Source organism: Ancylobacter sp. FA202 (assembly GCF_000380205.1).
In the GTDB taxonomy this organism is placed as follows: Bacteria; Pseudomonadota; Alphaproteobacteria; order Rhizobiales; family Xanthobacteraceae; genus Ancylobacter.
Genome location: NZ_KB904818.1, coordinates 1,118,597 through 1,144,440, shown reverse-complemented (window position 1 = coordinate 1,144,440; position 25,844 = coordinate 1,118,597). Strand labels below are relative to the sequence as shown.

Sequence of the window (25,844 nt, the reverse complement as noted above, 5' to 3'; positions counted from 1 at the left end):
CAATTGTTCCGACCGGAGATCGGCATGAGCTCAGCTTCCCTCTATTCCTTCAAACGCCGTTCCCCGGCGCGTGGTTTCGACGCCGCCCTGCTGGACGACCTGCCCGCGGCCGTCCTGATGTGTGACCCGCGGAGCGGGCAGATCGACTACGCCAATGCGCGTTCGCAGGCCCTGTTCGAGACCATCCGTCAGGCGCTGCCGAAGGCGCCGGAGCATCTCACCGGTGCCTCGCTGGCGCTGTTCTCTCTCGATCTCGGCCCGAAGGGCGAACGCCTCGCACGCCACGATCTGATGCCGCTCAACGCCGATGTGAGCCTTGGCGGCGAGACACTGCGCTTCGCCATCACGCCGATCCGCAATGCGCGGGGCGACTATGTCCACGCCCAGGTGGTGTGGAGCGTGGAGACCGCCGCGCTCGCCGCCGAGGCGAAGATCCGGCGCCTGATGCAGATGGTCGATCAGATGCCGATCAATGTGATGACCTGTTCGCTCGACGGGTTCATCGTCGACTATGCCAACCGCACCAGCCTCGACACGCTGGCCCGCATCGAGCAGCATCTGCCGATCAAGGCCTCCGAGCTGGTCGGCTCGTCGATCGACGTCTTCCACAAGAAGCCGGAAATGCAGCGGCACATGCTGGCCGACGCCTCGCGCCTGCCGCACACGGCGCGCATCAAGGTGGGCCCGGAAACACTCAATCTCAGCGTCTCGGCGCTGATGACCCCCGATGGTCGCTATGACGGCCCCATGCTCACCTGGGCGCTGATCACCGACACGGTGAAGGTCGCCTCCAGCGTCACCGCTGTCATCAACGAGATGAACCAGACCTCCACGGCGATGGAGCATGCGAGCGCCGAGCTCGATGGCCTCACCCGCCAGAGCGAGGAGATGACATCCTCGGTGGCGGCGGCGGCGGTCGAGATGTCGATGTCGTTCGGCGAGGTCAGCAAGCAGATCCACAACGCCACCACCATGACCGCGCAGGCGGCCGAACGCGCCACCTCGGCCGATGGGCTGGTCAGCGGGCTGGTGGAGAGCATCGAGCGCATCGGCAACATCTCGGCGATGATCCAGGGCATCGCCTCGCAGACCAACCTCCTTGCCCTCAACGCCGCCATCGAGGCGGCCCGGGTCGGCGATGCCGGCAAGGGCTTCGCGGTGGTGGCTTCCGAGGTGAAGGAACTCGCGCTGCAGACCGCCAACGCCACCAAGGAAATCAGCACCCAGGTCGACGCGGTGCAGCGGGCCAGCAGCGATGCGGCTCGGGCGGTGAACGAGATCACCCACAGCGTCGGCACCCTGCGCGACGTGTTCACCAGCCTATCCGCCGCCGTCGAGGAGCAGAGCGCAACCAATGGCTCGGTCACGCAGAGCATTGATGGCGTCTCGCGCATTTCCGGCCAGATCCGGGGCACGGCTGGCCAGATCGAACAGGTGTCGGACGCGGTATCCGCTCTTGGCGGGCGGCTGCGCGAGGAAGTGAAGGTGCTGACCGCCTGAGCGAGAGGCGGGCCGGGCACCCGCGAATCCTATCCTCCCTGAACTCCCCGCAAGGGCCGGCTCGCGCCGGCCCTTTTTTCGTGTCGTCACGATGGCCCTGTCGCCACACCGAGGCCCGGTTAGCGGGTGCTGGCAGGAACTTTTCTTCACGTGCGCGCGTTCTGCGAGCGGCCCTTCACGCGGTCATGCACGCGAGATCATCCATGTCTGAGAGCTATTGGGACGCCTGTTTCGACCGTCCTTTGCCAACGCGCGAAGGGCGCCATCTGCGCACACTGCGCGATGCCCATGACTTCATCCGGGAACGTTGCGCCTATCCCGGCCATCCGCTGGCGAGGGCCACGCTCAGTGCGCTGCACATGGCGGCGCAGAGCGGCGGCTCGCCCGATGCGCGCCGCGCGCAGGAGCGCACCGCCCGCCTGATGCGGATCAACCGCTGGGGCGGACACTGACGCCCGTGCTGGCGCCGTTCGCGACGGCGCGTGTGACGGCCCCCTTGGCGATGCGCCGGCTCGTTGCGCCGCGCAGGCCCCGCTTTCCTTGCCTTTTTCTCTCCTGACGGTGAACCCCATCATGCGCAAGATACTGCCTGGCTCCGCCTTTCCGCTCGGCGTGACGGTCGACGGGAGAGGGACGAATTTTGCGCTGTTCTCCGACAATGCGGTCGGGGTGACGCTGTGCCTGTTCGATCGCTATGGCGACACGGAGCTTGAGCGGATCGACCTGCACGAATGCACCAATGGCGTCTGGCACTGCTATCTCCCCGGCGTCGGGCGCGGGCAGGTCTATGGCTGGCGCGTGCACGGGCCGTGGGCGCCGGAGGCGGGCCATCGCTTCAACCCGAACAAGCTGCTGCTCGACCCCTATGCCCGCATGCTGGTGGGCGACATCAAGTGGCATGACGCGCTCTATGGCTACACGATCGGCGCCGGCGACGACGCCGACCTGATCATGGACGAGCGCGACAGCGCCGCCTTCATGCCGAAGGCCCGTGTCGTCGCCGGCACGCCGATGGCCGCGACCCAGCACCCGCGCATCTCCTGGGCCAAGACGGTGATCTATGAGGGCCATGTGCGCGGGCTGACCATGCGCCACCCGCTGGTGCCGGAATCCATTCGCGGCACCTTCACCGCGCTCGGTCAGCCCGAGTTCATCGACTACATCGCCAAGCTCGGCGTCACTGCGGTGGAACTGCTCCCCGTTCATGCCTTTACCCAGGACCGGCATCTGCTCGACCGGGGCCTCGCCAATTACTGGGGCTACAACACGCTGAACTTCTTCGCGCCGGAGCCGCGCTATCTCGGCGAGGACGGGCTCGACGCCATCGGCGAGGCGGTGGACCGGCTGCACCAGGCGGGGATCGAGATCATTCTCGACGTGGTCTACAACCACACCTGCGAGGGCAATCATCTCGGTCCGACGCTCTCCTTCAAGGGCATCGACAACGCGTCCTATTACCGGCTGCTGCCTGGCAATGGCCGCTATTATGACGACCTCACCGGCTGCGGCAATTCGGTCAATACCGACCATCCCCGCGTGCTGCAGATGGTGATGGACTCGCTTCGCATGTGGGCCTCGATCTACGGCATTGACGGGTTCCGCTTCGATCTCGCCACCACGCTCGGCCGCCGGCCGGAAGGCTTCGATTCCGGTCATGCCTTCTTCAACGCGATCCTTCAGGATCCCACCCTCGGTGGCCTGAAGCTGATCGCCGAGCCGTGGGATGTCGGCCCCGGCGGCTACCAGCTCGGCGCGTTCCCGCCCGGCTTCTCCGAATGGAACGGCGATTACCGCGACACGGTGCGCGAGTTCTGGTGTGGCTCCGAGGGGCTGCTGCCGAGCTTCGCCACCCGCTTCGCCGCCTCGCAGGACATCTTCTCGGAAGGCCGCCGCCGGCCCTGGTCGAGCCTCAACTTCATCACCGCCCATGACGGTTTCACCCTGCACGACCTCGTCACCTATAACGATAAGCACAATGAGGCCAATGGCGAGGATGGCCGTGACGGCCATGACGACAATAAGAGCTGGAACTGCGGCGTCGAAGGCGAGACCGACGATCCCGCCATCAACGCGCTGCGCCGCCGGCAGAAGCGCAATTTGATCGCCACGCTGTTCCTCAGCCAGGGCGTGCCGATGCTGCTGGCCGGCGACGAGCGTTCCAACTCGCAGGGCGGCAATAACAACGCCTATTGCCAGGACAACGAGATCGGCTGGGTCGACTGGTCGGATGACGACCCGGAACTGCCTGACTTCGTCGCCCGCCTCGCCGAGATCCGCAAGACGCATTCCTGCCTCTCGCGGCCGGAATTCCTCACCGGCTCGCGCAATGAGATGGGCCAGCCCGATGTCGCCTGGTTCAATAATGGCGGCACCCGGATGACCGAGGAGAACTGGGCCGACCCGCACTCCAAATGCATCACCCTGCGCCTCGCCCCGGTGCTGCCGGAGGAGCCCTCGCTGGTGATCATGCTCAACGCCTCGCATGTCGACGTCGATTTCGTCGCCCCGCCGGTGCAGTCCGGCCGCTGGGAGGCAATCCTCGCCACCGGCGACGACCTGGAAGGCTCCAGCCTTGAGGGCGGTGGAAGCTTCGGCGTGCCGGGCCGCACGCTCATCGTCTGGGAATGGCGCGCATGAACAGCACCCGCTTCGGACCGATCCTCGACGGCACGGCCACACGCTTCCGCCTCTACGCGCCGGATGCGGGCCATGTGAGCGTGGAAATCGACGGCGCCGCGCCCAAGGCCATGGACAAGGCCGGCGATGGCTTCTTCACCGCCGCCATCGATGGGCTCAACGCGGGCACGCGCTATCGCTTCCGCATCGGCGAAGGGGAGGGGGCGGTCGCCGTCCCCGATCCCGCCTCGCGCGGGCAGGCGGAGGACGCCGATGGCTGGAGCCTCACAGCGGCGCCGGTCGCGATGTCGGCGGGCGGGGTGCCGCGCCCCTGGCATGAGGCTGTTATCGCCGAGGTGCATGTCGGCACGGCGACGCCGGAAGGCACGTTCCGGGCGCTGATCGAGCGGCTCGACCATTACCGCGACGCCGGCTTCACCGTGATCGAGCTGATGCCGGTCGCCGATTTTCCCGGCCGGCGCAACTGGGGCTATGACGGGGTGCTGCTCTACGCCCCCGACACCGCCTATGGCACGCCAGACGATCTGCGCGCCCTTATCGACGCCGCCCATGAGCGCGGGCTCGGCGTGATGCTGGATGTGGTCTACAACCATTTCGGCCCGAGCGGGAACTACCTGCCGCTCTACGGCAAGTCCTTCTTCCGCGAGGATATCCACACCCCCTGGGGCCCGGCGATCGACCTGGAGAACCCCATTGTGCGGGCCTTCTTCACCGAGAACGCCGCCTATTGGCTGGCCGATTTCGGCTTTGACGGGCTGCGCTTCGACGCGGTGCATGCGCTCGCGACCGGCGGCGCCGAGACCTTCCTGCGCGAGATCGCGGCCGCCTGCCGTGCGGTGCGCCCGGATGCGTGGCTGGTGCTGGAGAACCACGACAACATTGCCGGCTGGCTGACGCGCGAGGAGCATCTGTTCACCGCTCAGTGGAATGATGACTGGCACCACGCCTTCCATGTGCTCGGCAGCGGCGAGCGCACCGGCTATTACGCCCCCTATGCCCGGGACGCGGTGGCCTCCGCCGGGCGGGCGCTCGCCGAGGGCTTCGTCTTCCAGGGCGAACCCTATCCGGGCGAGGGCGGGCATCCGCGCGGCACGCCCTGCGCCGACCTCGCCCCGGACGCCTTTGTCAGCTTCGTGCAGAATCACGACCATATCGGCAACCGCCCGCTCGGCGACCGGCTCGCCGGGACGCTGGCGCCGGAGCGGCTGGCCTTCCTGCGCTTCGTGCTGATGCTCTCGCCGGAAATCCCGCTGCTGTTCCAGGGCGAGGAAGCGCTGCTGCCCACGCCCTTCCCGTTCTTCTGCGATTTCGAGGGCGAGCTGGCGGACGCGGTGCGCAAGGGCCGCCGCAGCGAGTTCGCCGATTTTTTCGACGCCCATGGCGAGAGCTTCCCCGACCCGCTGAGCGAGGCGACTTTCCTTGCAGCCAAGCTGAAGCCCGAGGACATGCGCACCCCGCAGGCGCGGGCGGAGCTCGACGCTTTTCACCGTCTGGCTGAGCAGCGCCGTCGGCTGGTCTGGCCGCTCACCGCCAGCCCCTATCGCGGCAGCGAGTTGAGCCGGACCGGCGAGGCGCTGCGCGTCGCCTGGCACTATGGCGCCGGCACGCTGGTGATGGTGCTGAATGGAGGCAAGGAGCGCGTGCGGATCGACCCGCAGACCACATTCTCCGGCATGCCGGCGGGCGCCAGCATTGGCGGCGTCATCCACGAGGCGGAAGGGCAGCTGACGCTCGACCCCTTCGCGGCCGCCCTCTGGAGCCTTGCCCGCGCATGAACCCCGCCCTTCGCGCTACCTATCGGCTGCAGTTCCATCGCGGCTTCACCTTTGCGGATGCGCAGGCGCTGGTGCCCTATCTCGCCGACCTGGGTGTGAGCCACCTCTATGCCTCGCCGATCACCACGGCGGTGCCGGGCTCGACCCATGGCTATGATGTCGCCGATCCGACCCGGATCAATCCGGAGCTGGGCGGGGAGGCGGGTTTTGAGGCTCTCGCCGGCGCGCTGGCGGCGCGGGGCATGGGCGTGGTGCTCGACATCGTGCCGAACCACATGGCGGCTTCCAGCCACAACCCGTTCTGGCTCGACATGATGGAAGCCGGCCCGGGCTCGGCCGCCGCGCGCGTGTTCGATGTGAAATGGGAAAGCGGCCGGCTGCTGCTGCCGGTGCTGGGCGACCCGCTCAAGGCGACGTTGGAGTCCGGGGCGCTGTCGCTGCGCGCCGATTACGATCTCGGGCGCGTCAATGTCGCCTATGCCGACCACGTCTTTCCGCTGCGGGCGGAAAGCGTGGCGGGGCTGCTGCGCGCGGCCGGCCTCACGGCCGCTGCCGATTGCTTCGCCGTGGTGGAGGGCGGATCGGACGACACCGGAAGAGGCGCGGCCCGCGCCGTTTTCACCGCCCTCGACGCCGCCGCGCGCCAGGCGCTGGAGGTGGCGCTGGCGCAGGCGGACCTTGCCGCCGTGCTGGAGGCGCAGCACTGGCGCCTCGCCTGGTGGCGCACGGCGGCGCATGATCTCAATTACCGCCGCTTCTTCAACATCACTGATCTTGCCGGCGTGCGGGTGGAGGACCCCGAGGTGTTCGACCTCGTCCACCGCCTGCCGCTGGCGCTGATCACTCGCGGGCTCGTGCATGGGCTGCGGATTGACCATATTGACGGGCTGGTCGACCCTGCCGGCTATTGCGACCGGCTGCGGGCCGCGGTGGGTCCTGATGTCCCCCTGCTGGTCGAGAAGATCCTGGAGCCGGGCGAGGTGCTGCGTCCCTGGCCGATCGAGGGCACCACCGGCTATGAGCGGCTGAACGACATCAACGCGCTTTTCGTCGATCCGGAGGGCTATGGCGCCTTCGAGGCGGCGCTGCGGGCGCGTCACCTTCTCGTCGGCGCGCTGCCCGAGCGGCTGGCGGGCGCCAAGCGGCAGGTGCTGGAGGCGAGCCTCAAGGCCGAGGTCGACATTCTGGCCATGCTCGCGCGCGAGGGGCTGGACGAGGCCATGACCGCCGGCGACCTCACCAACACGGCGATCCGCGACGGGGTGGTGGCGCTGCTCGCCCATTGCCCGGTCTATCGCTCCTATGCGACCCCCAAAGGCCATGAGGCGGAGGATGTCGCGATCTGGCAGGAGATCCGCACCCGTATCGAGGCGACGGAGAACCCGCTCACTGCGGCGGCGGCGGCGCTGCTGCTCCGCCGGCTGGAGAGCCCGGAGCGGCCGAGCGACCATGAATTCCGCTCGCGCTTCCAGCAGCTCAGCGGCCCGGCCATGGCCAAGGGCTTCGAGGATACGGAACTGTACCGCTATCCCGTGCTGCTCTGCGCCAATGAAGTCGGCGGCAGCCTCGACCATCCCGCCCGCAGCGCGCAGGAGATGCACGCGCTTTGTGAGGCGCGCGCCAGGGACGGCGCGGTCGACCTCATCCCGCTGGCGACGCATGACACCAAGCGCGGCCCCGGCCCGCGCGCGCGCCTCGCCGCGCTGAGCGGCAGGCCCGAGGCGTGGCTGGCGTTCTGCGAGGCGGCCGAAGCGCTCACCGTCCCGCTGCGGCGTGAGGAGGCGGGCATCGCGATGCCCGACGCGCTCGACGCGCATATGATCCTGCAGACGCTGGTTTCCGCCTGGCCGATCACGCCGGAGCGGATGGAGACCTATCTCACCAAGGCGCTGCGCGAGGCCAAGCGCCACAGCAATTGGGAAACCCCGAACGAGGCCTATGAAGCGGCGAGCCTCGGCTTTGCCCGCGCTCTGGTCGAGGCGCCGGAAGCGGCGGAATTCCGCGCCCGGCTCGAGGCGTTTGTGGGCGAGCTTGCTCCCGCCGGACGCTTGGTCGGGCTCGGTCAGATTATTCTCCAGCAGACGCTGCCGGGCACGCCCGACATCTATCAGGGCACGGAGCTTCGCGATTTCTCGCTGGTCGACCCCGACAACCGTCGCCCGGTGGACTGGGCGGCGCGGGCGCAGGCACTGGCGGGGAATACGGCCGCGCTCGACCCCGACGATGCCGCGACTTTCGCGCTGACGCGGGACCTGCTGGCGCTGCGCGCCCGCAACCCGGCGCTGATGCGGGGCGATTATCGCCGGCTTGAGATCGCGCCCTCTCCCTGGGGCTGGTTCGGCTTCGAGCGCCGGCAGGGGGCGCATGCCGTGCGGGTGGTGCTGCCGACCCGGATCCCGGCGCCAGGCGCACCGCTGGATGACCTTACCGAATGGCTTGGCGCGTGGATTGGCGATGGCTGGCGGCAGGTGGACGGCCACGTCTTCAGCGCCGACGCGCCATACCTGCTGGCGGAAAGTGGCCCGGCGTGAGGGTCAGCCTCTCGGCGCCTTGAAGAAGGCGACCACCTTGACGAGGCTGCGCAGCGCGATCCAGCCGATGATGGCGTTGCCGGCGATGAACAGCGCCAGCGCCATCTGCGTCACCGGCTCGCCCGCGCCCTGTTCCGTGAGCTTCAGCGCCGCGAGCGGCAGGGTGGCGACGCCGAAGGTGTAGCCCCAGGCGCCGGGGCCGAAGGGCTGCTGGCGCAGCCATGGCACAAGTCGCGCCATCACCAGCGCCAGAAAACAGCCATAGCCGAACAGAGCGAGCGCCACCTTGTCCGCCGGCCCCGGCGTCAGCGAGAGATAGGCGACGCAGGCGACCGCCGGCGGCGCCAGTTCCATGCCGAGGCTGGAGCGCTGCGCGGCCGGCAGCGCGTGCTGGAACAGGCGGGTGAGGAACACCGATTCCATCGACAGCCACGACATCACCCCCATGCCGAAGAACATCCAGCCGAGCGCGGTCTGGCCGAAGGTGGCGCAGGCGATGGCGCCGACCAGCCCGCCGCCGACGGTGGGGAGATAGAGGATCGGCGTCACCTCCTGCGGCATCCGCCCGCCCTGCCACAGGCCACCGACGCTCCAGGCGGCATAGAGGACAACGCCCGCCGCCCCCAGAATGAACAGACTCCAGCCGAGCAGCGGCACATGCGGGCCGATGGCGATGGCGGCGATCAGGGTGGAAACCGGTGCCAGCGCGGCGATGAGCCCCTGGGCGGGGTGGTTCAGCTCCTCCCGCGCCACGCCGGGATGGACCAGCCATTTCAAGCCGTAGAGCACGCTCCACAGCAGCCAGAGCCCGAAGGCGAGCACCGCGAGCGTCTCGCCGATCAGGACAGGCGCGCCCCACAGTCGCGTCGCCATGCGCCAGCCATTGGCGAGGCCGCCAATGCCGAGCACGCTGCCGAAGAACATAGGGCGCATGGTGAGGAGAAGGGAGGTCACGGCGGTCACGTCGGGGGGCACCTGTCGCTTGAGGCGCGACACTTACCCCAGAGTGGGGGCGGAATGCACCTTCCGCCCGCCTATTGGAACTTCGCCCGCAGCCGGTCGGTGAGGAATTCCATCGCCAGCACGATGATGAAGATGGCGAGGATGATCGCCGAGGCGTTGCGGTACTGAAACAGGTCGAACGCCACTTTCAGCTCCTGCCCGATGCCGCCGGCGCCGACGAGGCCGAGCACGACGGAGGCACGCACGGCCTTTTCCAGCGCGAACAGCGAGGAGTTGATCAGCGTCGGCATCACGTCGGGCAGGATCGCCCCGCACAGCACGGTGACGCGGTTGGCGCCGATGGCGTGCAGCGCCTCCTGCGGCTTCTTGTCGGCCTCCTCCATCGCCTCGGCGAAGAAGCGGCCGCAAAAGCCGATCGTGTCGACGACGATGGTCATCGTGCCGGCCACCGCGCCAAGGCCCAGCGTCGAGACGAACAGCAGCGCCCAGACGAGATCGGGCACGGTGCGGAACAGCGAGATCAGCGCGCGCGGAAAATGCCGGAAGGCGCCGAGCGGGGAGATGCCCCGCGCCGCCAGCCAGCCCATCGGCAGGCTGATGATGACGCCGAAGACGGTGCCGACCAGCGCGATCTGCAGCGTCTCCAGAATGCGCCAGCCCATGCGCTGGAGAAAGCCGGGTTCGGTGTTGGGCGGCAGCATCCGCCCCACCAGCTCCGCCATGCGCGGCAGGCCGTTGGCGAGCTTTTCCGGCGAGGGAGCGACCTGGCCCATCGAGACGAGGAACAGCGCCCCGACCACCACCAGAATGGTGAAGGACAGCGGCGAGATCGCGGGCAGGCGCGAGGGGGGAAGCGTGCGGGGCAGGGTGGCCGAGGGGGTGCTAACCATGGAAGACGCCATCCATATCGCGCAGGGAAACCCGCATAGTGGGCCGGTCGAAATGCACCTTGCCGTCTTTGAGTGCGACGATGCGGTCGGAATAGTCGAGCGCGTGCTGCATGTCGTGGGTGGTGTAGACGAGGGTGATGCCGTGATCGCGGGCGAGCTCGGAGAAGATCCGCATGATGTCGCGCCCCACCGCCGGGTCGAGGCTGGCGGCCGGCTCGTCGGCGATCAGCAGGCGCGGGCGGCGGATCAGCGCGCGGGCGATGGCGACGCGCTGGGCCTGCCCGCCGGAAAGCTGGTCGGCGCGGGCGCTCGCCTTGTCGGCGAGGCGCACCTCGGCCAGCACCGCCATCGCCTCCTCGCGCCATTCCTGCCGGGCGAGGGCGTGGTGGAAGGCTCGCCAGCTGCCGGGCAGGCCGAGCTTGCCCTGGATGACATTGGTCAGCACAGATTGCCGCCCGACCAGACCATGATTCTGGAACACGAAGCCGATCTGCCGGCGCAGCCGGGTCAGCTGCGCGGCGCTGGGGGCGGCCATGAAGCGCTCCCCCAGCGTGGTGATCTCGCCATGGGTCGAGGGCAGAAGGCCGATCAGGCATTTGAGCAGGGTCGACTTGCCAGCGCCATTGGAGCCGATCAGTGCCACGCGCTGGTCGGCGCGGATGTCGAGATCGACCCCGGCGAACACCGCCTGGCCGTTGGGATAGGTCTTGGCGAGGCCGCGCGCGCCGATGATCTGCGGGGCGAGGACCGGCGCTACCGACTTCACCAGCGGGCCGATCTCGGGATTGCCGGTGTTGGCCGGGCGCAGACCGGCGAGGGGCGGCACGGGAACGTGCTCGGTCGGAACGCGCTCCATGGCGGCCTCCATCACGAACGAAAAGAAGCGCCGGACGGGAGCGAGGCCCGTCCGGCGCTGGGGTGAGGGGTTCAGTTGATGAAGGAACCGAAATTCTCGATGCCAATGGTGCGGTACATCGAGCGGACATAGTCGTAGTCGCTGTCCTTCACGTCGGTGATGAAGATGCCGCCCTTGAACTTCTGATTGTCCTCGCCCTTGAGCACGGCGTTCATCAGCTCGTTGCCGTGCTTGAGGAAGGCCTCGCGCACCTTCACGAACACCTCTTCGGGAATGTCCTTGCGGGCGACGAGGATGTCGTTGGGCAGGTCGCGGCCACGGGCGACGACGGCGAAGGCGGCGTTGGGGAACGCCTTGCGGATCGAGTTGAGGTGGCCATAGTTCAGGCCGATGGCGGCGATGTCGCCACGGATCAGCGCTTCCGCCGCCACGTTGCGGGAGATGATGACGCCGTCATAATCCTTGCCATACATGATGCCGAAATCGGCCAGCACCTGCGCCGGGCCGAGATGCTGCGAGGTCGAACCGACCGAGCCGAAGGAGACCTTCTTGCCCTTTAGGTCGTCGATGGTGCGGATCGGGCCGTTGGCCAGCACGGCGATCTGCGCGAAATAGTCCGGGCGCTGCCAGGCGACGACGATGCGCGGGTCGCTAAGCTCCTTCATGACCACATATTCGGCCGGGCCGGTGAGCACGAGCTCGACATGGCCGGAATTCATCGCCTCGACGGCGGCGGTGCGGGAGCTGACCGGGATCAGCTCGATATCGAGGCCGGTGAGCTTGGAAAGCTCCTTCTGGAAGCCGCCGAACTCCTGCTGCAGCGCCTCCAGGCCTTCAATGTCGGTGACAGCGAAACGAACCGGTTCGGCCGTCGCCGCGAAGGCCGTCGCCAGGGTAATGGCGAGGGCGGAAACAAGCTTGCGAAACATTTTGTGCCCCTTGCTGTATAGACAGGAACTGTGGACTACGGTTATCTGTATAGACAGCGTATGACGTGTCCATGACAGTGGCTTAGGGGTGCCGAGGCGGATGATGAGTGTGCGGATCGAGAATGGGCGGGCGCTCCGGAGCGGCCAGTGGAGCGACCGGCCGGTGGTGGTGAGTGGTGGGCGCATCGCCGGGGAGGCGCACGACGCCGCTCCCGACCCCGCTCCCGACCCCGCTCCCGAGCGGGTGATCGACGCGCGCGGCCTGCTGGTGCTGCCGGGCATCGTCGACATTCACGGCGACGCCTTCGAGCGTCACATCATGCCCCGCCCGGGCGTGCGCTTCGACATGACGCTCGCTTTGCGCGACACCGACCGCCAGCTGGTGGCGAACGGCGTCACCACCGCTTTTCACGGCGTTACCATCTCCTGGGAGCCGGGCCTGCGCTCGGTGGAAGCCGCGCGCAGCTTCGTCGCCACGCTGCTCGCGTTGCGCGAGGGGCTGGCCTGCGACACCCGGCTGCATCTGCGCTGGGAAACCTTCGCGCTGGAGGCGCTGGAGGAGGTGCGGGAATGGCTGGCGCTCACCCCCGCGCCGATCCTCGCCTTCAACGACCACACGACAGGCTCCGTGCTCAAGGGCACCATCGCCCGCAAGATCGGCCAGATGGCGGAACGTTCCGGTCTCAGCCGCGAGGACTACATGACGCTGCTCGACCGGGTGTGGGGCGCGCGGGACGCGGTGCCCGCTGCCATTGAGAGCCTGGCGGCGAGTGCGCGGGCGAACGGCAATGTGCTGCTCGCCCATGACGAGGATTCGCCGGCCGAGCGCGCGCGGTTTCGGGCGCTGGGCGCGGTGGCCTCCGAATTCCCGATGAACCAGGAGACAGCGCAGGCCGCCCGCGACGCCGGAGAGGACGTAATCCTCGGTGCGCCAAACGTGGTGCGTGGCGGCAGCCATAATGGCGCGCTAAGCGCGACTGAAGCCATCGCCGCCGGGCGCTGCACGGTGCTGACCAGCGATTACCACTACCCCTCGCCGCTCTATGCCGCCTTCACCCTGGCGGCGGGCGACCACGAGGCGCTGGCGCGGCACTGGCCGCTGGTCTCCGCCAATCCCGCCCGCGTCGCCCGGCTCAAGGATCGCGGCAGCCTGGAGGCCGGCCGGCGGGCCGATCTCCTTCTTGTCGATGCCACCGACATGGCGCATCCGGAAGTGGTGGCGACGCTGGTGGCGGGACGAATCGTCTATGCTCGCCGGGCTCTGGAGCGTCGGCCGTCCGCGGGCCTGGCGCAGGCAGCGGAGTGAGGGCGTGAACAGGAGCGTGAAGGCGCAGCCGGGGCCGGCGAACGGCATATCGGGTTTTGACGGGCTGGTCTTCCGCCCGCGCCGCGACGCGCCGATCTGGCAGCAGATCTACGACTATATCCTCTCGCTGATCGACAGCGGCTGGCTCACGCCGGGCGGCCAGCTGCCGGGCGAGGTGCATCTGTCGGAGAAGCTGGGCGTTACCCGCATCACGTTGCGCCGGGCGCTGCAGCAGCTTCAGCAGGAAGGGCACCTCACCTCGCGCAAGGGGGTGGGGGTGTTCGTGCGCAGCCTGCCCTCGGCGCTGGTGGTGCGCGACGGTAGCCGCTTCGCCGAGAGCCTGCGCGCCGACGGCAAGGCCGTGACCACCACGACCACCGTGCTGGAGGAGGAGTTCGCGGATGCCGCCGCCGCCGAGCAGCTGCACCTGGCGATCGGCGCGCCGGTGGTGCGCCTGCGCCGCGTGCGCTCAGCCGATGGCCAGCCGATCTATATCAGCACCAAGGTGTTCCCCGCCGCCCTGCTGCCGGACTTCACCACCGTCTATTCCCGGCGCCAATCGGTGACGGATGTGTTCATCGCCCATGGCATCCAGAAGTACCGCCGCGCCGAGACCCGCATCAGCGGGGGCTTCGCCACGCCTGACGAGGCGAGCCTGCTGGCGCTGACCCCGGGGACGCCGGTGTTCCGCACCAGTTCGATCAACACCGACGCCAGCGGCAACCGGATCGAATGGGCACGTGGCTGCTGGCTGCTGACCTCGGTCGACTTCGTATTCTGAGCCGATCTCACGCGCGCCAGTTTCGGCACTTCTTCACCGCCTCGCGGAAACGGGCGTGGTCCTGCGCGCTGACCGAGCCGTCCGGCTCGAAGCGCCGGAAGGCGGCACGGGCGGCGCCGGTCTCGGCGCCGCAGAGCGCGGCGAGGCCCAGCGCGGTCATTTCGTGCAGGTCCGGCACCTTGATGGCACGGCCGCTGGCGGCGGCGAGGAAGGCGGCGAAGCAGCGGCTCCGCGACAGGCCGCCATCGATCGAGATGTCGGTGATGCTGCCGCGGCCGAGTTCCGCGGCGTCGATCAGCCCGACGGTGAGCAGGGCGATGCCCTCCAGTGCCGCGCGGACCATGTCGCGCCGGTCGGTCGACGCCTCCATGCCGATGAACAGCGGCGCCGCCTTGCGGTCCCAATAGGGCGCGGCGAGGCCCGACAGCGCCGGCACGAAGACGAGCCCCCGGCTGAGGGCGGAAGGCCCCTTGAACCCGTCGAGTTCGTGCGTCTGGCTGAACAGGCCGAGCCGGCGCAGCCATTCCAGCGCTGCCCCGGCATCGTAGACGCCGCCCTCGACGGCGAAGACCGGCGCCTCGCCCTTGCGGTGCCAGGCGATGGTCGGCAGCAGGCCGGCGGTGTCGGGGCGCGCCGGGCCGGCGACCGCCAGCAGGAAGGCGCCCGTGCCGAAGGTGATCTTGGCCTCGCCCGGCGCGCGGCAGCCATGACCGTAGAGGGCCGCCTGCTGGTCGACGATCGAGACCTTCACCGGCACGCCGTCGATCTGTCCGAAGCCGCTGTCGGAGGGCCGAATGCAGGGCAGGAAGGTGCGCGGCACCCCATGCAGCGCGCAGAGTTCGTCGCTCCACAGGCCGGTCGAAAGATCGAGCAGGCCGGTGCGCGAGGCGGTGGCGAGGTCGGTGGCGAAGGTGCCGGTGAGCTGATCGAGGAAATAGGCGTCGGTGGTGCCAAGCCTGAGCCGGCCATTGGCCCGCGCGGTGGCGACGGCGGGGATGTTCTCGACCAGCCAGGCCAGCTTGGAGGCGGAGAAATAGGGATCGAGCGGCAGGCCGCAGATCGCCCGTGAGCGGATCACATCGTCTTCGGAGCGGGCGGCGAGGGCGTCCGTGGTGCGCGAATCCTGCCAGACGATGACGGGAGAGAGCGCTTCCCCGCTCACCGCGTCCCAGGCGAGGCAGCTCTCCCCCTGATTGGCGAGGGCGATGGCATCGACCGGCCCAGCGGCCGCCAGCACGGCGCGGATGTTGCGCAGCAATTCGCGCGGGTCGTGCTCCACCCAGCCCGGCGCGGGGTGGCGCTGGCCATGGGCAAGGCTGGCGGCCAACCAGGCGGTACCGTCCGCCTCGACGACGAGGCAGCGGGTTGACGTCGTGCCCTGGTCGATAGCGGCGACACGCACTAGGTCCTCTCCTCGAAACCGATATGCACGCGGTCCGCCGTCTGGGCGGCGGACGGAATTGGTAAGGCAATGCGACGTTCCGGTCGCCACGTCTTCTCTTGCGCCCACATTTCGCGGCCGTCCAGCACCAGCGAAAGGCGCCCGCGCGCCTGCCGCGCGAAGCGCAGCTGGAAGTTCGGGAAAGCCGGTGCGGCACGGTTTCCGCGCCGGATCAGGCCGGGCACGACGAGCTTGACCGGCGGGTCGAAGGTCACGGGGAGGAGGGCGTCCCCGTCGAGGCCAGCGTCCGCGTCGCGCGCCAGATCCTCGGCGATGGCGCGGCCGACCGCGCGGCCCTCGCGGAAGGACCAGCCGGCGGTCTCCACCGCGCGCAGCAGATTGCCGGCGGCAAAAAGGTGAGGGTCGGCGGTGCGGCCATAGGGGTCGATCGCCGGGCCCGCACTGAAGGGGTCGACGCCGATGGCCGACTGAAGCAGCAGCGCCGATTCCGGGGTGAAGCGTCCGGTGAGCAGCACCCCGTCGCAGGCAAGCTTATGCAGGGTGCCGTCGCGCAGGCGCAGCGTGACATCCTCCACCCGGCTCGCGCCATGAATGTCGAGGAGTTCCGCCCCGCAATGGAACGGGATGCCCATCGCGCGGGGAAACCACATCAGCGGCGCCGGGGCGAGCGGGTGCGGGCCGGGCTCGATCATGGCGACGGGGCGGGCGCCATGGCTGAGGCAGGTGAGCACGGCCGACAGGCTCACCAGCTCCGAGCCGACGATGAGCGGGCGCCTGAACGGCATCAGGCCGTGAAAGGCGACATAGGACTGGAGCGCGCCTGTCGTCACCACCCCGATCGGCCGGTCGCCTGAGATCAGCCGGGCGGCGCGGGGCGTCTCACGGGCGCCGGTGGCGATGAGCAGCCGCCGCGCCTGCAGCGTCTCGACGCCGTGCGGCGTCGCCAGCTCAACCCGACCTCCGGCGATGAGCCGCACCACGGAGTGGCCGGTGCGGACCTCCACTCCGGCGCGGGCGGCTTCCGCTTCCAGCCTCTTGCCGTAGGCGGCGCCAAAATAGACCCGGTGAAAATCGAGCATGCCGAAGGGCGAATGGCTGCAATGGCGGGTGGCGCCGCCGAGCTGCGCCTCGCGTTCCAGCAGCACGACGCGGCCGACGCCCTGCCGGCGCAGCTCCACCGCCGCCGCCACCCCGGCCGGCCCGCCGCCGACGATGATGACATCCGCGTCGCTCATGAGGGTTCGTCCCCGACCGCCAGTGGCTCGCGCAGCTTGCCGCGCGTCATCTCCGCCAGCCGCGCATTGCAGTAGAAGCCCTGGCAGCGGCCCATGCCGGCGCGGGTGCGCCGGCGCACGCCGCCGAAATCGCCGGGTGGCACCGGGCTTATGAGCGCCGCCTCGATCTCGCGCCGTGTCACCATTTCGCAATGGCAGACGATCTCGCCATGGTCGGGCGCCTGCCAGTCGCGCGGGCAGGTTTCGGTGAGGTTGGGCAGGCGCAGTTCCGGCGCGTCGCTCGCCGGGGACAGCGAGAGGCCGAAGCCCTCGATAAGCTTCAATGCATGCTGCGCCAACCCGAGCGCGGCGCTGAGCCCGGTGGAGCGGATGCCGCCGAGCGTGACGGCGCGCTTCTCCGGCCGGCAGAAGATGCGGTAGGCCTTCGTCTCGCTCGCCGGCCGCAGCCCGGCATAGACCGCCGTCACCGGCATGCCCGCCAGCGCCGGTACGATCTGCGCCCCGCGCGCCAGCAGGCCCTCCAGTGTCGCGGTCTCGACGGTGGCACGCACGCGGTCTTCCTGTTCCTCGGCGGTGGGGCCGATCAGCACATTGCCGAAGGCGGTGGGGCAGACCACCACGCCCTTGGTGATCTCGGTCGGCACCGGCAGCACGATGCGCGGCACAAGGGCGTAGGCTGCCTTGTCCAGGACTACGAACTGGCCCTTGCGCGGGCGTATCTCGAATTCCGGGGTAAAGCCCAGCCGCGCGTCGACGATGTCGCCATAGAGCCCGGCCGTATTGACCACGGCGCGGGCCGTCACCGCGCCGGCGGTGGTCGCGAGATGCCATTCACCGTCGAAACGCCCCCCGATCAGCTCGGCATTGCGCAGGAAATGCGCCCCCAGCGCCACGGCTTGCGTGAGATAGGCCAGCGGCGCGGTCCAGGGGTCGATGATGTGCTCGTCCGCCACCTCGATCGCCGCCACCAGCCGGTCGGAGAGGCCGGGCATGGTGGCGCGGGCCGCCGGTCCCGACAGCAGCGCCAGGTTAGAGATACCATTCTCGCGCCCCTGCGCGGCGATGGCGTCCAGCTTTTCCGCCTCAAGCTCGTTCCAGGCGCAGACCAGCGCCCCGGTCTTCACCAGGTCGAGGCCGATGCTGGGACCGAGGGAGAGATATTCCTCCCGCCCGGCCTTGATCAGCTCAAGCTCCAGACTGCCCGGCGGGGCGTCGAAGCCGGTGTGGAGAATGGCGCTATTGGCCTTGGAGGCGCCGGACAGGATGTCGCTGCCCTTCTCGATCAGCACCACTTTGGCACCGGCCAGGGCAAGCCTGCGCACCACCGCGCAGCCCACGACCCCGGCGCCGATGACGGCAATGTCGAAGCGCTCGTTGTCGAAGCTCTCGTCACGGGCGGTCGGTTCGGGGCGCATGGCGCTCCTTTCCATGTCGGCACGTTCCTGTCGGCACGGCGCGGCCGGCTCGTCCGGGCGCGCGGTCCCCGCCACCCCTTTGGGCGGCGGGGATCTCTGCGGGGGGCTCAGCGATAGGGGTAGCCGGCCTTCTGCATGGTCTCGTCATACTTCTTGAAGGCGGCGACGACGCGGGCCGCGCGCGGGCTGGCGGCGGCGGTCTCGTCCCAGAAGCCCTTGGAGTCGTTGACCACAGTCGCCCAGTCGGCCGGCGGCAGCGAGGTCAGCTCCATCTTGTTGCCCTCGACGCGCAGCTTGGCCTCGCCGCCCCAGTACCAGACGTCGCGGTAGTAATGCGACTGGTCGATGCTCATCAGGAACAGTTCCTTCAGATGCGGCGGCACCTTGGCCCAGCTCGGGGAGTTGGCGAAGTAGCTGCCGAACCAGGCGCCGGTGACCGAGTTGGTCAGCGCGTAGTTGCACACATCGGCCCAGCCCACTTCATAGGCTTCGGTGAAGCCGCACCAGGCGACGCCGTCGAGTTCGCCGGTCTGCAGCGCCACTTCGACGTTGTCCCACGGGATCGTCACCGGCACGAGGCCATACTTGGAGAGGAACTTGCCGGCGGTCGGCACGCCGAAGACGCGCAGGCCGGCCATGTCGGCAAGGCTCTTGATCGGCTTGTCGACGGTGAAGATGTGCAGCGGGTCCCAGGCGCCGGTGGACAGCCAGGTGACGTTGGGCACCTCGGCATAGGCCTCGGCCCAGATTTCCTTCAGCCCGTAATAGCGGAACAGCGCCGGCACATCGAGGCTGTAGCGGGTGGCGAAGGGGAAGTAGCCGCCGAAAACCGCGATATCGACCGGCGAGGCCATGGTCGCCTCGTCCGACTGCACCGCGTCGAGCGTGCCGGTCTGCAAAGCGCGGAACAGGTCAGAGGTGGGGACCAGCTGGTCGGCGTAATAAAGCTCGATCTCCATCGCGCCATTGGCGGCGGCGTTGAAGGCGTCGATCTGCGGCTTGATGACATGGGCGCCGAGCGGGGCGCCGGAATAGGTCTGCAGGCGCCATTTGATGGTGCCGGCCTGGGCGATGACGGCGGGCGCCGCCAGCGTCGTGGTCGCCAGCGCCGCGCCAGTGCCGAGCGCTGCCTTGCCGAGGAAGCTGCGGCGGGTGGCGAGAATGGCGTCGGCGGCGGGGTCCACCTTCTTGGGCGTGGGCTTCTTGATGTCGTCGGTCATCGGTTGCTCCTCTGTTTTCTGGAAGGGTCGGTCGGCTGTTGCGATCAGCCTTTGACTTTCATGTGTTCGGGAAGCCAGAGCGCGATCTGCGGGAAGACCATCAGCATGACGATGGTGAACAGCATGATCGCGGCGAAGGGCCAGATCGACTTGTAGATGTCGACCAGCGAAATCTCCTTCGGCGCCAGCGAGCGCATCAGGAACAAATTGTAGCCGAAGGGCGGGGTGATATAGGCGATCTGGCAGGTAATCGTGTACAGGATGCCGTACCAGATCAGCTGGTTGTCGAAGCCGAGATCGAGCGCCTTGACCAGCGGGATATAGAGCGGCGCGACGATGACCAGCATCGCGGTGTCGTCGAGGAACATCCCCATGATGATGAAGCTCAGCTGCATCATGATGATGATGGTCCAGGGATTGAGGTCCCATTGCTGGACGAACAGGAACTCGACCGCCTTCACCGCGCCGAGCCCGTCGAACACCGTGCCGAAGGCGAGCGCGGCGAGGATCAGCCACATGAACATGCAGGAGACGTTCAGCGTCTTCAGCGCGGTGTCGCGCAGCACCGGCCAATTCAGCCGGCGCTTGGCGAGTGCCGCCAGCGTCGCCGTGGTGGCGCCCACCGCCGAGCTTTCCACCAGGCTGGTGACGCCAAAGACGAACAGCCCGGTCATGAAGAAGAAGATGGCGAAGGGAATGATGCCCGCCCGCGCCAGCGCGAACTTCTCGCGCAGCGGCATGTTCAGTTCTTCGTCCGTCAGCTGCGGCGCCAGCTTCGGGTTCAGCTTCACCCGGACATAAATGTAGAGGATGAACAGCGCCGCCATCAAAAGGCCGGGCCCGACGCCGGCGAACCAGAGCTTGGAGACCGGCTGGCGGGCGATCATGCCGTAGAGCACCAGCACCACCGAGGGCGGGATGAGGATGCCGAGCGAGGAGCCGCCCTGGATGACGCCTGAGATCAGTACCTTGTCATAGCCGCGGCGGATCATCTCCGGCAGGGCGATAGTGGCGCCGATCGCCATGCCGGCGACGGAAAGCCCGTTCATCGCCGAGATGATGACCATCAGGAAGATGGTGCCGATGGCAAGGCCGCCGGTGAAGCGGCCGAACCAGACATGCAGCGCCCGGTACAGATCCTCCGCGATGCCGGATTCCGCGAGGATGTAGCCCATGTAGATGAACATGGGCAGGGTCAGCATCGCGTACCAGTTGAACAGCTTGAACACCTGGTTGAACGGCAGGTCCATCGCGCCGGGGCCATAGAGCAGCAGCGCGGCGGCGGAGGCGACGAAGCCGATGCCGGCGAAGACCAGCTGGCCGCTGACCAGCGCCAGCACCATCGACGCGAACATCAGCGCCGCGATCATCTCATAGGTCATCAGAGCTTCTCCCCACGCAGGGTGGCGACATGCTTGAAGACCAGCGCAAAGGCCTGCAGCAGCATCAGCACGAGGCAGACCGTGAGCAGGGCCTTGATCGGAATCACCGAAGGGTTCCAGATCGAGAAGCGCTTCTCATTGGTGGCGATGGCGTATTGCAGGCTGGAGATCGAGCCGATGAGCAGAACGCCGAGATAGAAGATCAGGCACCAGACGGTGGCGAGGTCCATCTTCGCCTTGCCGCGCTCGGACAGCGTCGCGTACCAGAGGTCCATGCGGACATGCTCGTGGTTCTTCAGCGTGAACGGGCCGCCCATGAAGTAATAGGCCACGAGCATGAACTGGGTGAGTTCCACCGCCCAGTGGACCGGCATCTTGATCAGGTTGCGGGTCACGGCATCGAACAGCAGCACGCCGCCCATGGCGAAGACGAGCGACGCGGCGAGATAGCCGACATAGTCCGAAACCCGGTCCGTCAGTCGCACATAGGCGCTAATGAACCGCCAGGCGCCGGCGCTCTGTTTCACACCTTCCACATTCACGCTGTCGCTCCGTTGCTGCCGGTCTCCAGCCCGCACCGCCGGCGCCGGACCCCCGCAGGGCCGTTGCGCCGGTGGCGGCACGGTCGGGTCGCGTCCGTGTGGACGCAGGCCGCAGCCGGCGGCGCCAGACGAGCGCGCGACCGGAAGGCCGGAAACCGGACATGTCCATTCCCCTCGCGCGCCGCATTGCACTAATGTTGTGCTTGCTTGATTTTTCCGCGCTTGCAAACACTGTAACGGATCGGGATACGAAAGGAAGCCCGAAAATTGACTAAATTGCCCATTCGGTCTTCAATTATGCACAGACTACCGATGAAGAGGGCTTTGCCGGGCGCTAATTATGCCCGTTCGGGCATATTGGGTGATTGAAAGGCATTGCATGCCAGGCAGTTCGGGTAGCGCTAGCCATGTTGACCGAATTTTCTCCGCTGGCATAACCGATATCAGGCGTCCTATGTCCGAACGGGCAGGGTGCTGGATGCGAGGTGGTCGCCTCGCGGCGGCATCGCAGGGAGACAGGCTTGGCACTTTCCTCGCGCCATGAGGACATCATCGCCCTGCTCGCCGATTCCGGCGAGGTGACGGTCGAGGTTCTTGCCGATCGGCTCGGCGTGTCGCGCGAGACGGTGCGGCGCGATCTCGCCCGGCTGGAGAGCAACGGCCATCTGCGCCGCTATCACGGCGGCGCCCGCTCGCTCGCCACCGGCCCGGACCCCGATACCGAATGGCCCTTCGCCCAGCGCATGGCGCAGAACGCCGCCGGCAAGAAGCGCATCGCCCTTGCCGCGCGCGAGCTGTTCGGGTCGGAGGAATCGCTGTTCATCGACACGGGCAGCACCACCATCGCCTTTGCCGAGGCGCTGGCGGCGCGGCCCGCGCTGATGGCCATCACCAATTCGCCACGCATCGCCGCGACGCTGGCGGCCAATCACAGCCACAAGGTGTTCCTTCTCGGCGGCGCCTATGGCGCCGATGCCGGCGAGAGCCTCGGCCCGCTGGCGCTGGAGCAGATCGGCAAGTTCCGCGCCCGCCACGCCGTGCTCACCATCGGCGCTATCGACACCCATGCGGTGATGGATTTCGACCTGCAGGAGGCGGAAGTCGCCAAGGCGATGATCGAGCGCGCCGACCGCGTCACCGTGCTGGCCGATCACAGCAAGTTCGAGCGCGGCGCGGTGTTTGAGCTCGCCCCGCTGGCGCGCATCCACCGGCTGGTGACGGACCTGCCACCCTCTGACGCCATGGTCCGCGCCCTGGCCGAGGCCGGGGTCGAGCTGATCGTCGCCGACCGCGACTGAGCCCGCCGGGCGAAAGCGGCCCCGGCTTGCGCGGGGTCAATGCGGGCGCGTCATCAAGAGACTGTTCTCCTCGCCTATCATGCCGCACCGCACCCTCGGTGCCAGGCGGCGGGAAGACGGGTGCGGACATGATCGACGACGCCATCGCCTATGCCACCGACGCCGCCCAGCGGGGCACGCTGTTCCTCGACGCCTTGCGCCGGCGCGGCCTGCAATATGAGGCGCATCTGGCCGAGCCGCTGCCCACCGTGCTCGACTATGAGGCGGAACTGATCGTCGACGGGCGCGACCTGCCGCACGCGGTGAACTATTTCCTGCTGCGCATCGTGCCGCCCGAAGGGGTTGCGATCGACCCGATGAAGCGGCCCTTCGTGGTGGTCGATCCCCGCGCCGGGCACGGGCCGGGCATTGGCGGCTTCAAGGCCGACAGCGAGATCGGCGTGGCGCTCGCCGCCGGCCATGCCTGCTATTTCATTGGCTTCCTTCCCGCGCCGATGCCGGGCCAGACCCTCGAGGACGTCGGCCGCGCCGAGGCGGTGTTCCTGGAGACGGTGATCGCCCGACACCCCGAGGCGGAGGGCAGGCCCTGCGTTATCGGCAATTGCCAGGCCGGCTGGGCGGTGATGATGCTGGCGGCGGTGCGGCCGGAGCTGTTCGGGCCGATCATCATCGCCGGCGCGCCGCTGTCCTATTGGGCGGGGGTGAAGGGGCGCAACCCGATGCGCTATTCCGGCGGCCTGCTGGGCGGCAGCTGGCTCACCGCGCTCACCAGCGATCTCGGCGCCGGCGTGTTCGACGGCGCCTGGCTGGTGCAGAATTTCGAGAACCAGAACCCCGCCAACACGCTGTGGAGCAAGCAGTATAATCTCTACGCGAAGATCGACACCGAGCTGGAGCGCTATCTCGGCTTCGAGAAATGGTGGGGCGGCCATGTGCTGCTGAATGGCGAGGAAATCCAGTTCATCGTCGACCAGCTGTTCATCGGCAACCATCTCGCCTGCGGCGACATTCGCACCAGCGACGGCACGGCAATCGACCTGCGCAACATCCGCTCGCCCATCGTGGTGTTCTGCTCGCAGGGCGACAACATCACCCCGCCGCAGCAGGCGCTGGACTGGATCCTCGACCTCTATGACAGCGTCGACGAGATCCGCTCCTATGGACAGACCATCATCTACACGGTGCACGACACGATCGGCCATCTCGGCATCTTCGTTTCCGCCGACGTGGCGCGGAAGGAGCATGACGAGTTCGCCTCCAACATCGATTTCATCGACGTGCTGCCGCCCGGCCTCTATGAGGCGATCTTCGAGCCGAAGAGCGCCGACACCGCCAGCGCGGAGCTCGTGCACGGCCAATGGGTGATGCGCTGCGAGGCGCGCGACCTCGACGATATCCGCGCGCTCGGCGGCAATGACGCGGCCGACGAGCGCCAGTTCGCCGCCGCGGCGCGCGTGTCGGAGATCAATCTCGCGCTTTATCAGGCGCTGGCGCAACCCTTTGTGCGCGCGCTGGTGAACCCGGCGATGGCGGAAGCGGCGCGCGCGCTGCATCCGCTGCGCCTCGGCTATGAGATGTTCGGTGCCGGCAATCCCTTCCTCGGCTGGCTCGACGATGCGGCTGCGACGGTGCGCGCCGGGCGCCGGCCGGTGGCGCCTGACAACCCTTTCCTCAAGGCGCAGGAACAGGCCTCGCGGCAGATCGTCGAGGGGTTGGAGGCCTGGCGCAAGGCGGTGGAGCACCAGAGCGAACAGGTGTTCCGCGCCATTTACGGCGCGCCGCTGCTGCAGGCGGCGGTGGGGATCGAGCCGGACGGCGGGCAAGGCCCGCGCCGCGCCGCCAAGAGCGCGCTGCATCGCGAGCTGATCGCGCGGCGCATCGGCGAGCTGCGCGCGGCGATCGGCCAGGGTGGGCTGGTCGAGGCGCTGGTGCGGGCGCTGGTCTATGTCGCCCTCGCGCGCGGGGGCGCCGATGAGCGCGGCTTTTCCACCATCCGCCAGCTGCGCCGGCACTATCCTCGGGCGCGCCAGCTGACGCTGGAGGATTTCAAGCAGCTGGTGCGCGAGCAGTATTTCATGCTGCTGATCGATAGCGACAGCGCGCTGGCCGCGCTGCCCGCCTTGCTGCCGCAGGCGGCGGACGAGCGGGCGCAGGCGTTCGAGCTTCTGTGCCGCGTGCTCACGGCGGCCGGGCCGCTCACCGGCGCAGCGGCGGCGAAGCTGGAGGAGGTGCGGGCGCTGTTCGTGCTTGAGCCATCGCCCCCGCCGCCCCCGGCCGTGGAAGCGCCGCCGCGCGCCCGCGCCGTGCGCAAGCCGGCGGTGCGGCGCGCGGCTAGGAACGCGGCGAAGGGTTCAGGCTGAGACGGGGAGGGAGCGCATGGTCATTCCAGCCGCAGGGTTGAAGCTGTTCGAGGGCAAGCGGGGGCTGGTGGTCGGCATCGCCAACGACCAGTCGATCGCCTGGGGCTGCGCCCGCGCTTTCCGTGCCTTCGGGGCGGAGGTCGCCGTCACCTATCTCAACGACAAGGCCCGGCCTCATGTCGAGCCGCTGGCGCGCGAGCTGGAGGCGCCGATCTTCCTGCCGCTCGACGCCACCGTGCCGGGCCAGATGGAAGCGGTGTTCGCGGTCATCACCGAGCAATGGGGTGAACTCGACTTCCTCGTCCATTCCATCGCCTTCGCCCCGCGCGACACGCTGGCCGGCCGCGTCACCGACGCGCCGCTCGATGGCTTCCTGAAGACGATGGAGGTGTCCTGCTGGTCGTTCATCCGCATGGGGCATCTGGCCGAGCCGCTGATGCGGAAGGGGGGCGCGCTGTTCACCATGACCTATTACGGCGCCGAGAAGGTGATCGAGAACTACAACATCATGGGCGTCGCCAAGGCCGCGCTGGAGAGCGCGGTGCGCTATATGGCGGCGGAGCTGGGGCCGAAGGGCATCCGCGTTCACGCCATCTCGCCCGGCCCGCTGGCCACCCGCGCCGCGTCCGGCATTCCGGAATTCGACGCGCTGCTCGACAAGGCCCGGCGCAAGGCGCCGGCGCGCGAACTGGTTACAATCGACGATGTCGGCATCGCCACCGCCTTCCTCGCCCATGAATCCGCCCGGCTGATGACCGGGCAGGTGCTTTATATCGACGGCGGCTACAACATCATCGATTGACGGCGCGGCCCGAACCCGGG

General features: G+C 68.3%; 20 protein-coding genes. 10 read left to right on the top strand and 10 right to left on the bottom strand.

Translation table 11 applies throughout. The features are described from left to right. Positions 1–24 precede the first annotated feature (24 nt). From A3M1_RS0105150 to treY, 5 genes are all read left to right on the top strand, one after another. Positions 25–1,500 carry a methyl-accepting chemotaxis protein gene (locus tag A3M1_RS0105150; RefSeq protein ID WP_018387890.1) on the top strand — a complete coding sequence of 492 codons (1,476 nt, stop codon included), beginning with the start codon at positions 25–27 and terminating at the stop codon, positions 1,498–1,500. A gap of 203 nt (positions 1,501–1,703) precedes the next feature. Further along, complete coding sequence (locus tag A3M1_RS0105145) at positions 1,704–1,952, top strand: hypothetical protein (RefSeq protein ID WP_018387889.1); 249 nt, start codon at positions 1,704–1,706, stop codon at positions 1,950–1,952. 121 nt (positions 1,953–2,073) lie between these two features. Beyond that, complete coding sequence (gene glgX / locus A3M1_RS0105140) at positions 2,074–4,137, top strand: glycogen debranching protein GlgX (protein ID WP_018387888.1); 2,064 nt, start codon at positions 2,074–2,076, stop codon at positions 4,135–4,137. Then, positions 4,134–5,912: a malto-oligosyltrehalose trehalohydrolase gene (gene treZ / locus A3M1_RS0105135; RefSeq protein WP_018387887.1), complete on the top strand. Its 1,779-nt coding sequence runs from the start codon at positions 4,134–4,136 to the stop codon at positions 5,910–5,912. Before glgX ends, treZ begins: the two co-directional genes overlap by 4 nt. Further along, complete coding sequence (gene treY, locus A3M1_RS0105130) at positions 5,909–8,443, top strand: malto-oligosyltrehalose synthase (protein ID WP_018387886.1); 2,535 nt, start codon at positions 5,909–5,911, stop codon at positions 8,441–8,443. The genes treZ and treY overlap by 4 nt, the downstream gene beginning before the upstream one ends. Positions 8,444–8,446: 3 nt before the next feature. Here treY and A3M1_RS0105125 read toward each other — a convergent pair whose 3' ends face one another. The 4 genes from A3M1_RS0105125 to A3M1_RS0105110 form a co-directional block, all read right to left on the bottom strand. After that, positions 8,447–9,397, bottom strand: coding sequence for a dicarboxylate transporter/tellurite-resistance protein TehA (locus tag A3M1_RS0105125; protein WP_245261578.1), 951 nt, complete (start codon positions 9,395–9,397; stop codon positions 8,447–8,449). 80 nt (positions 9,398–9,477) lie between these two features. Next, positions 9,478–10,296: a phosphonate ABC transporter, permease protein PhnE gene (gene phnE, locus A3M1_RS0105120; protein ID WP_018387884.1), complete on the bottom strand. Its 819-nt coding sequence runs from the start codon at positions 10,294–10,296 to the stop codon at positions 9,478–9,480. Next, positions 10,289–11,152, bottom strand: a complete 864-nt coding sequence (locus A3M1_RS0105115) for a phosphonate ABC transporter ATP-binding protein (protein ID WP_018387883.1) — start codon at positions 11,150–11,152, stop codon at positions 10,289–10,291. The genes phnE and A3M1_RS0105115 overlap by 8 nt, the downstream gene beginning before the upstream one ends. A gap of 71 nt (positions 11,153–11,223) precedes the next feature. Further along, the gene (locus A3M1_RS0105110; protein WP_018387882.1) at positions 11,224–12,081 is read right to left on the bottom strand and encodes a PhnD/SsuA/transferrin family substrate-binding protein; all 858 of its coding nucleotides are present in this window, start codon (positions 12,079–12,081) and stop codon (positions 11,224–11,226) included. 103 nt (positions 12,082–12,184) lie between these two features. Here A3M1_RS0105110 and A3M1_RS0105105 point away from each other — a divergent pair, with 103 nt between their 5' ends. Beyond that, positions 12,185–13,387, top strand: coding sequence for an alpha-D-ribose 1-methylphosphonate 5-triphosphate diphosphatase (locus A3M1_RS0105105; protein ID WP_018387881.1), 1,203 nt, complete (start codon positions 12,185–12,187; stop codon positions 13,385–13,387). A gap of 4 nt (positions 13,388–13,391) precedes the next feature. Further along, the gene (phnF, locus tag A3M1_RS0105100) at positions 13,392–14,168 is read left to right on the top strand and encodes a phosphonate metabolism transcriptional regulator PhnF (RefSeq protein WP_245261577.1); all 777 of its coding nucleotides are present in this window, start codon (positions 13,392–13,394) and stop codon (positions 14,166–14,168) included. A gap of 7 nt (positions 14,169–14,175) precedes the next feature. On the opposite strand, the gene A3M1_RS0105095 is transcribed toward phnF, so the two are convergent. The 6 genes from A3M1_RS0105095 to A3M1_RS0105070 form a co-directional block, all read right to left on the bottom strand. Beyond that, a complete protein-coding gene (locus tag A3M1_RS0105095; protein WP_018387879.1) occupies positions 14,176–15,570 on the bottom strand; it encodes an FGGY family carbohydrate kinase in 1,395 nt (464 codons plus the stop codon). Further along, complete coding sequence (locus A3M1_RS0105090) at positions 15,570–16,805, bottom strand: FAD/NAD(P)-binding oxidoreductase (RefSeq protein ID WP_018387878.1); 1,236 nt, start codon at positions 16,803–16,805, stop codon at positions 15,570–15,572. Before A3M1_RS0105090 ends, A3M1_RS0105095 begins: the two co-directional genes overlap by 1 nt. Beyond that, positions 16,802–18,220 carry an NAD(P)/FAD-dependent oxidoreductase gene (locus tag A3M1_RS0105085; protein ID WP_018387877.1) on the bottom strand — a complete coding sequence of 473 codons (1,419 nt, stop codon included), beginning with the start codon at positions 18,218–18,220 and terminating at the stop codon, positions 16,802–16,804. The genes A3M1_RS0105090 and A3M1_RS0105085 overlap by 4 nt, the downstream gene beginning before the upstream one ends. 107 nt (positions 18,221–18,327) lie before the next feature. Further along, on the bottom strand, positions 18,328–19,440 hold the full coding sequence (locus A3M1_RS0105080; protein ID WP_018387876.1) for a hypothetical protein: 1,113 nt from the start codon (positions 19,438–19,440) through the stop codon (positions 18,328–18,330). Positions 19,441–19,484: 44 nt separating this feature from the next. Beyond that, positions 19,485–20,822 (bottom strand): TRAP transporter large permease subunit, encoded by a 1,338-nt coding sequence (locus tag A3M1_RS0105075; RefSeq protein WP_018387875.1) that lies wholly within the window; start codon positions 20,820–20,822, stop codon positions 19,485–19,487. After that, positions 20,822–21,364 (bottom strand): TRAP transporter small permease subunit, encoded by a 543-nt coding sequence (locus tag A3M1_RS0105070; protein WP_018387874.1) that lies wholly within the window; start codon positions 21,362–21,364, stop codon positions 20,822–20,824. The genes A3M1_RS0105075 and A3M1_RS0105070 overlap by 1 nt, the downstream gene beginning before the upstream one ends. 521 nt (positions 21,365–21,885) lie before the next feature. Between A3M1_RS0105070 and A3M1_RS0105065 the strand changes: the two genes are divergently transcribed. From A3M1_RS0105065 to fabI, 3 genes are all read left to right on the top strand, one after another. Then, positions 21,886–22,662 carry a DeoR/GlpR family DNA-binding transcription regulator gene (locus A3M1_RS0105065; RefSeq protein WP_018387873.1) on the top strand — a complete coding sequence of 259 codons (777 nt, stop codon included), beginning with the start codon at positions 21,886–21,888 and terminating at the stop codon, positions 22,660–22,662. Positions 22,663–22,790: 128 nt separating this feature from the next. After that, positions 22,791–25,022 (top strand): DUF3141 domain-containing protein, encoded by a 2,232-nt coding sequence (locus A3M1_RS0105060; protein WP_018387872.1) that lies wholly within the window; start codon positions 22,791–22,793, stop codon positions 25,020–25,022. 16 nt (positions 25,023–25,038) lie between these two features. Continuing rightward, positions 25,039–25,824, top strand: a complete 786-nt coding sequence (gene fabI, locus A3M1_RS0105055; RefSeq protein WP_018387871.1) for an enoyl-ACP reductase FabI — start codon at positions 25,039–25,041, stop codon at positions 25,822–25,824. The last annotated feature ends 20 nt before the right edge of the window (positions 25,825–25,844 follow it).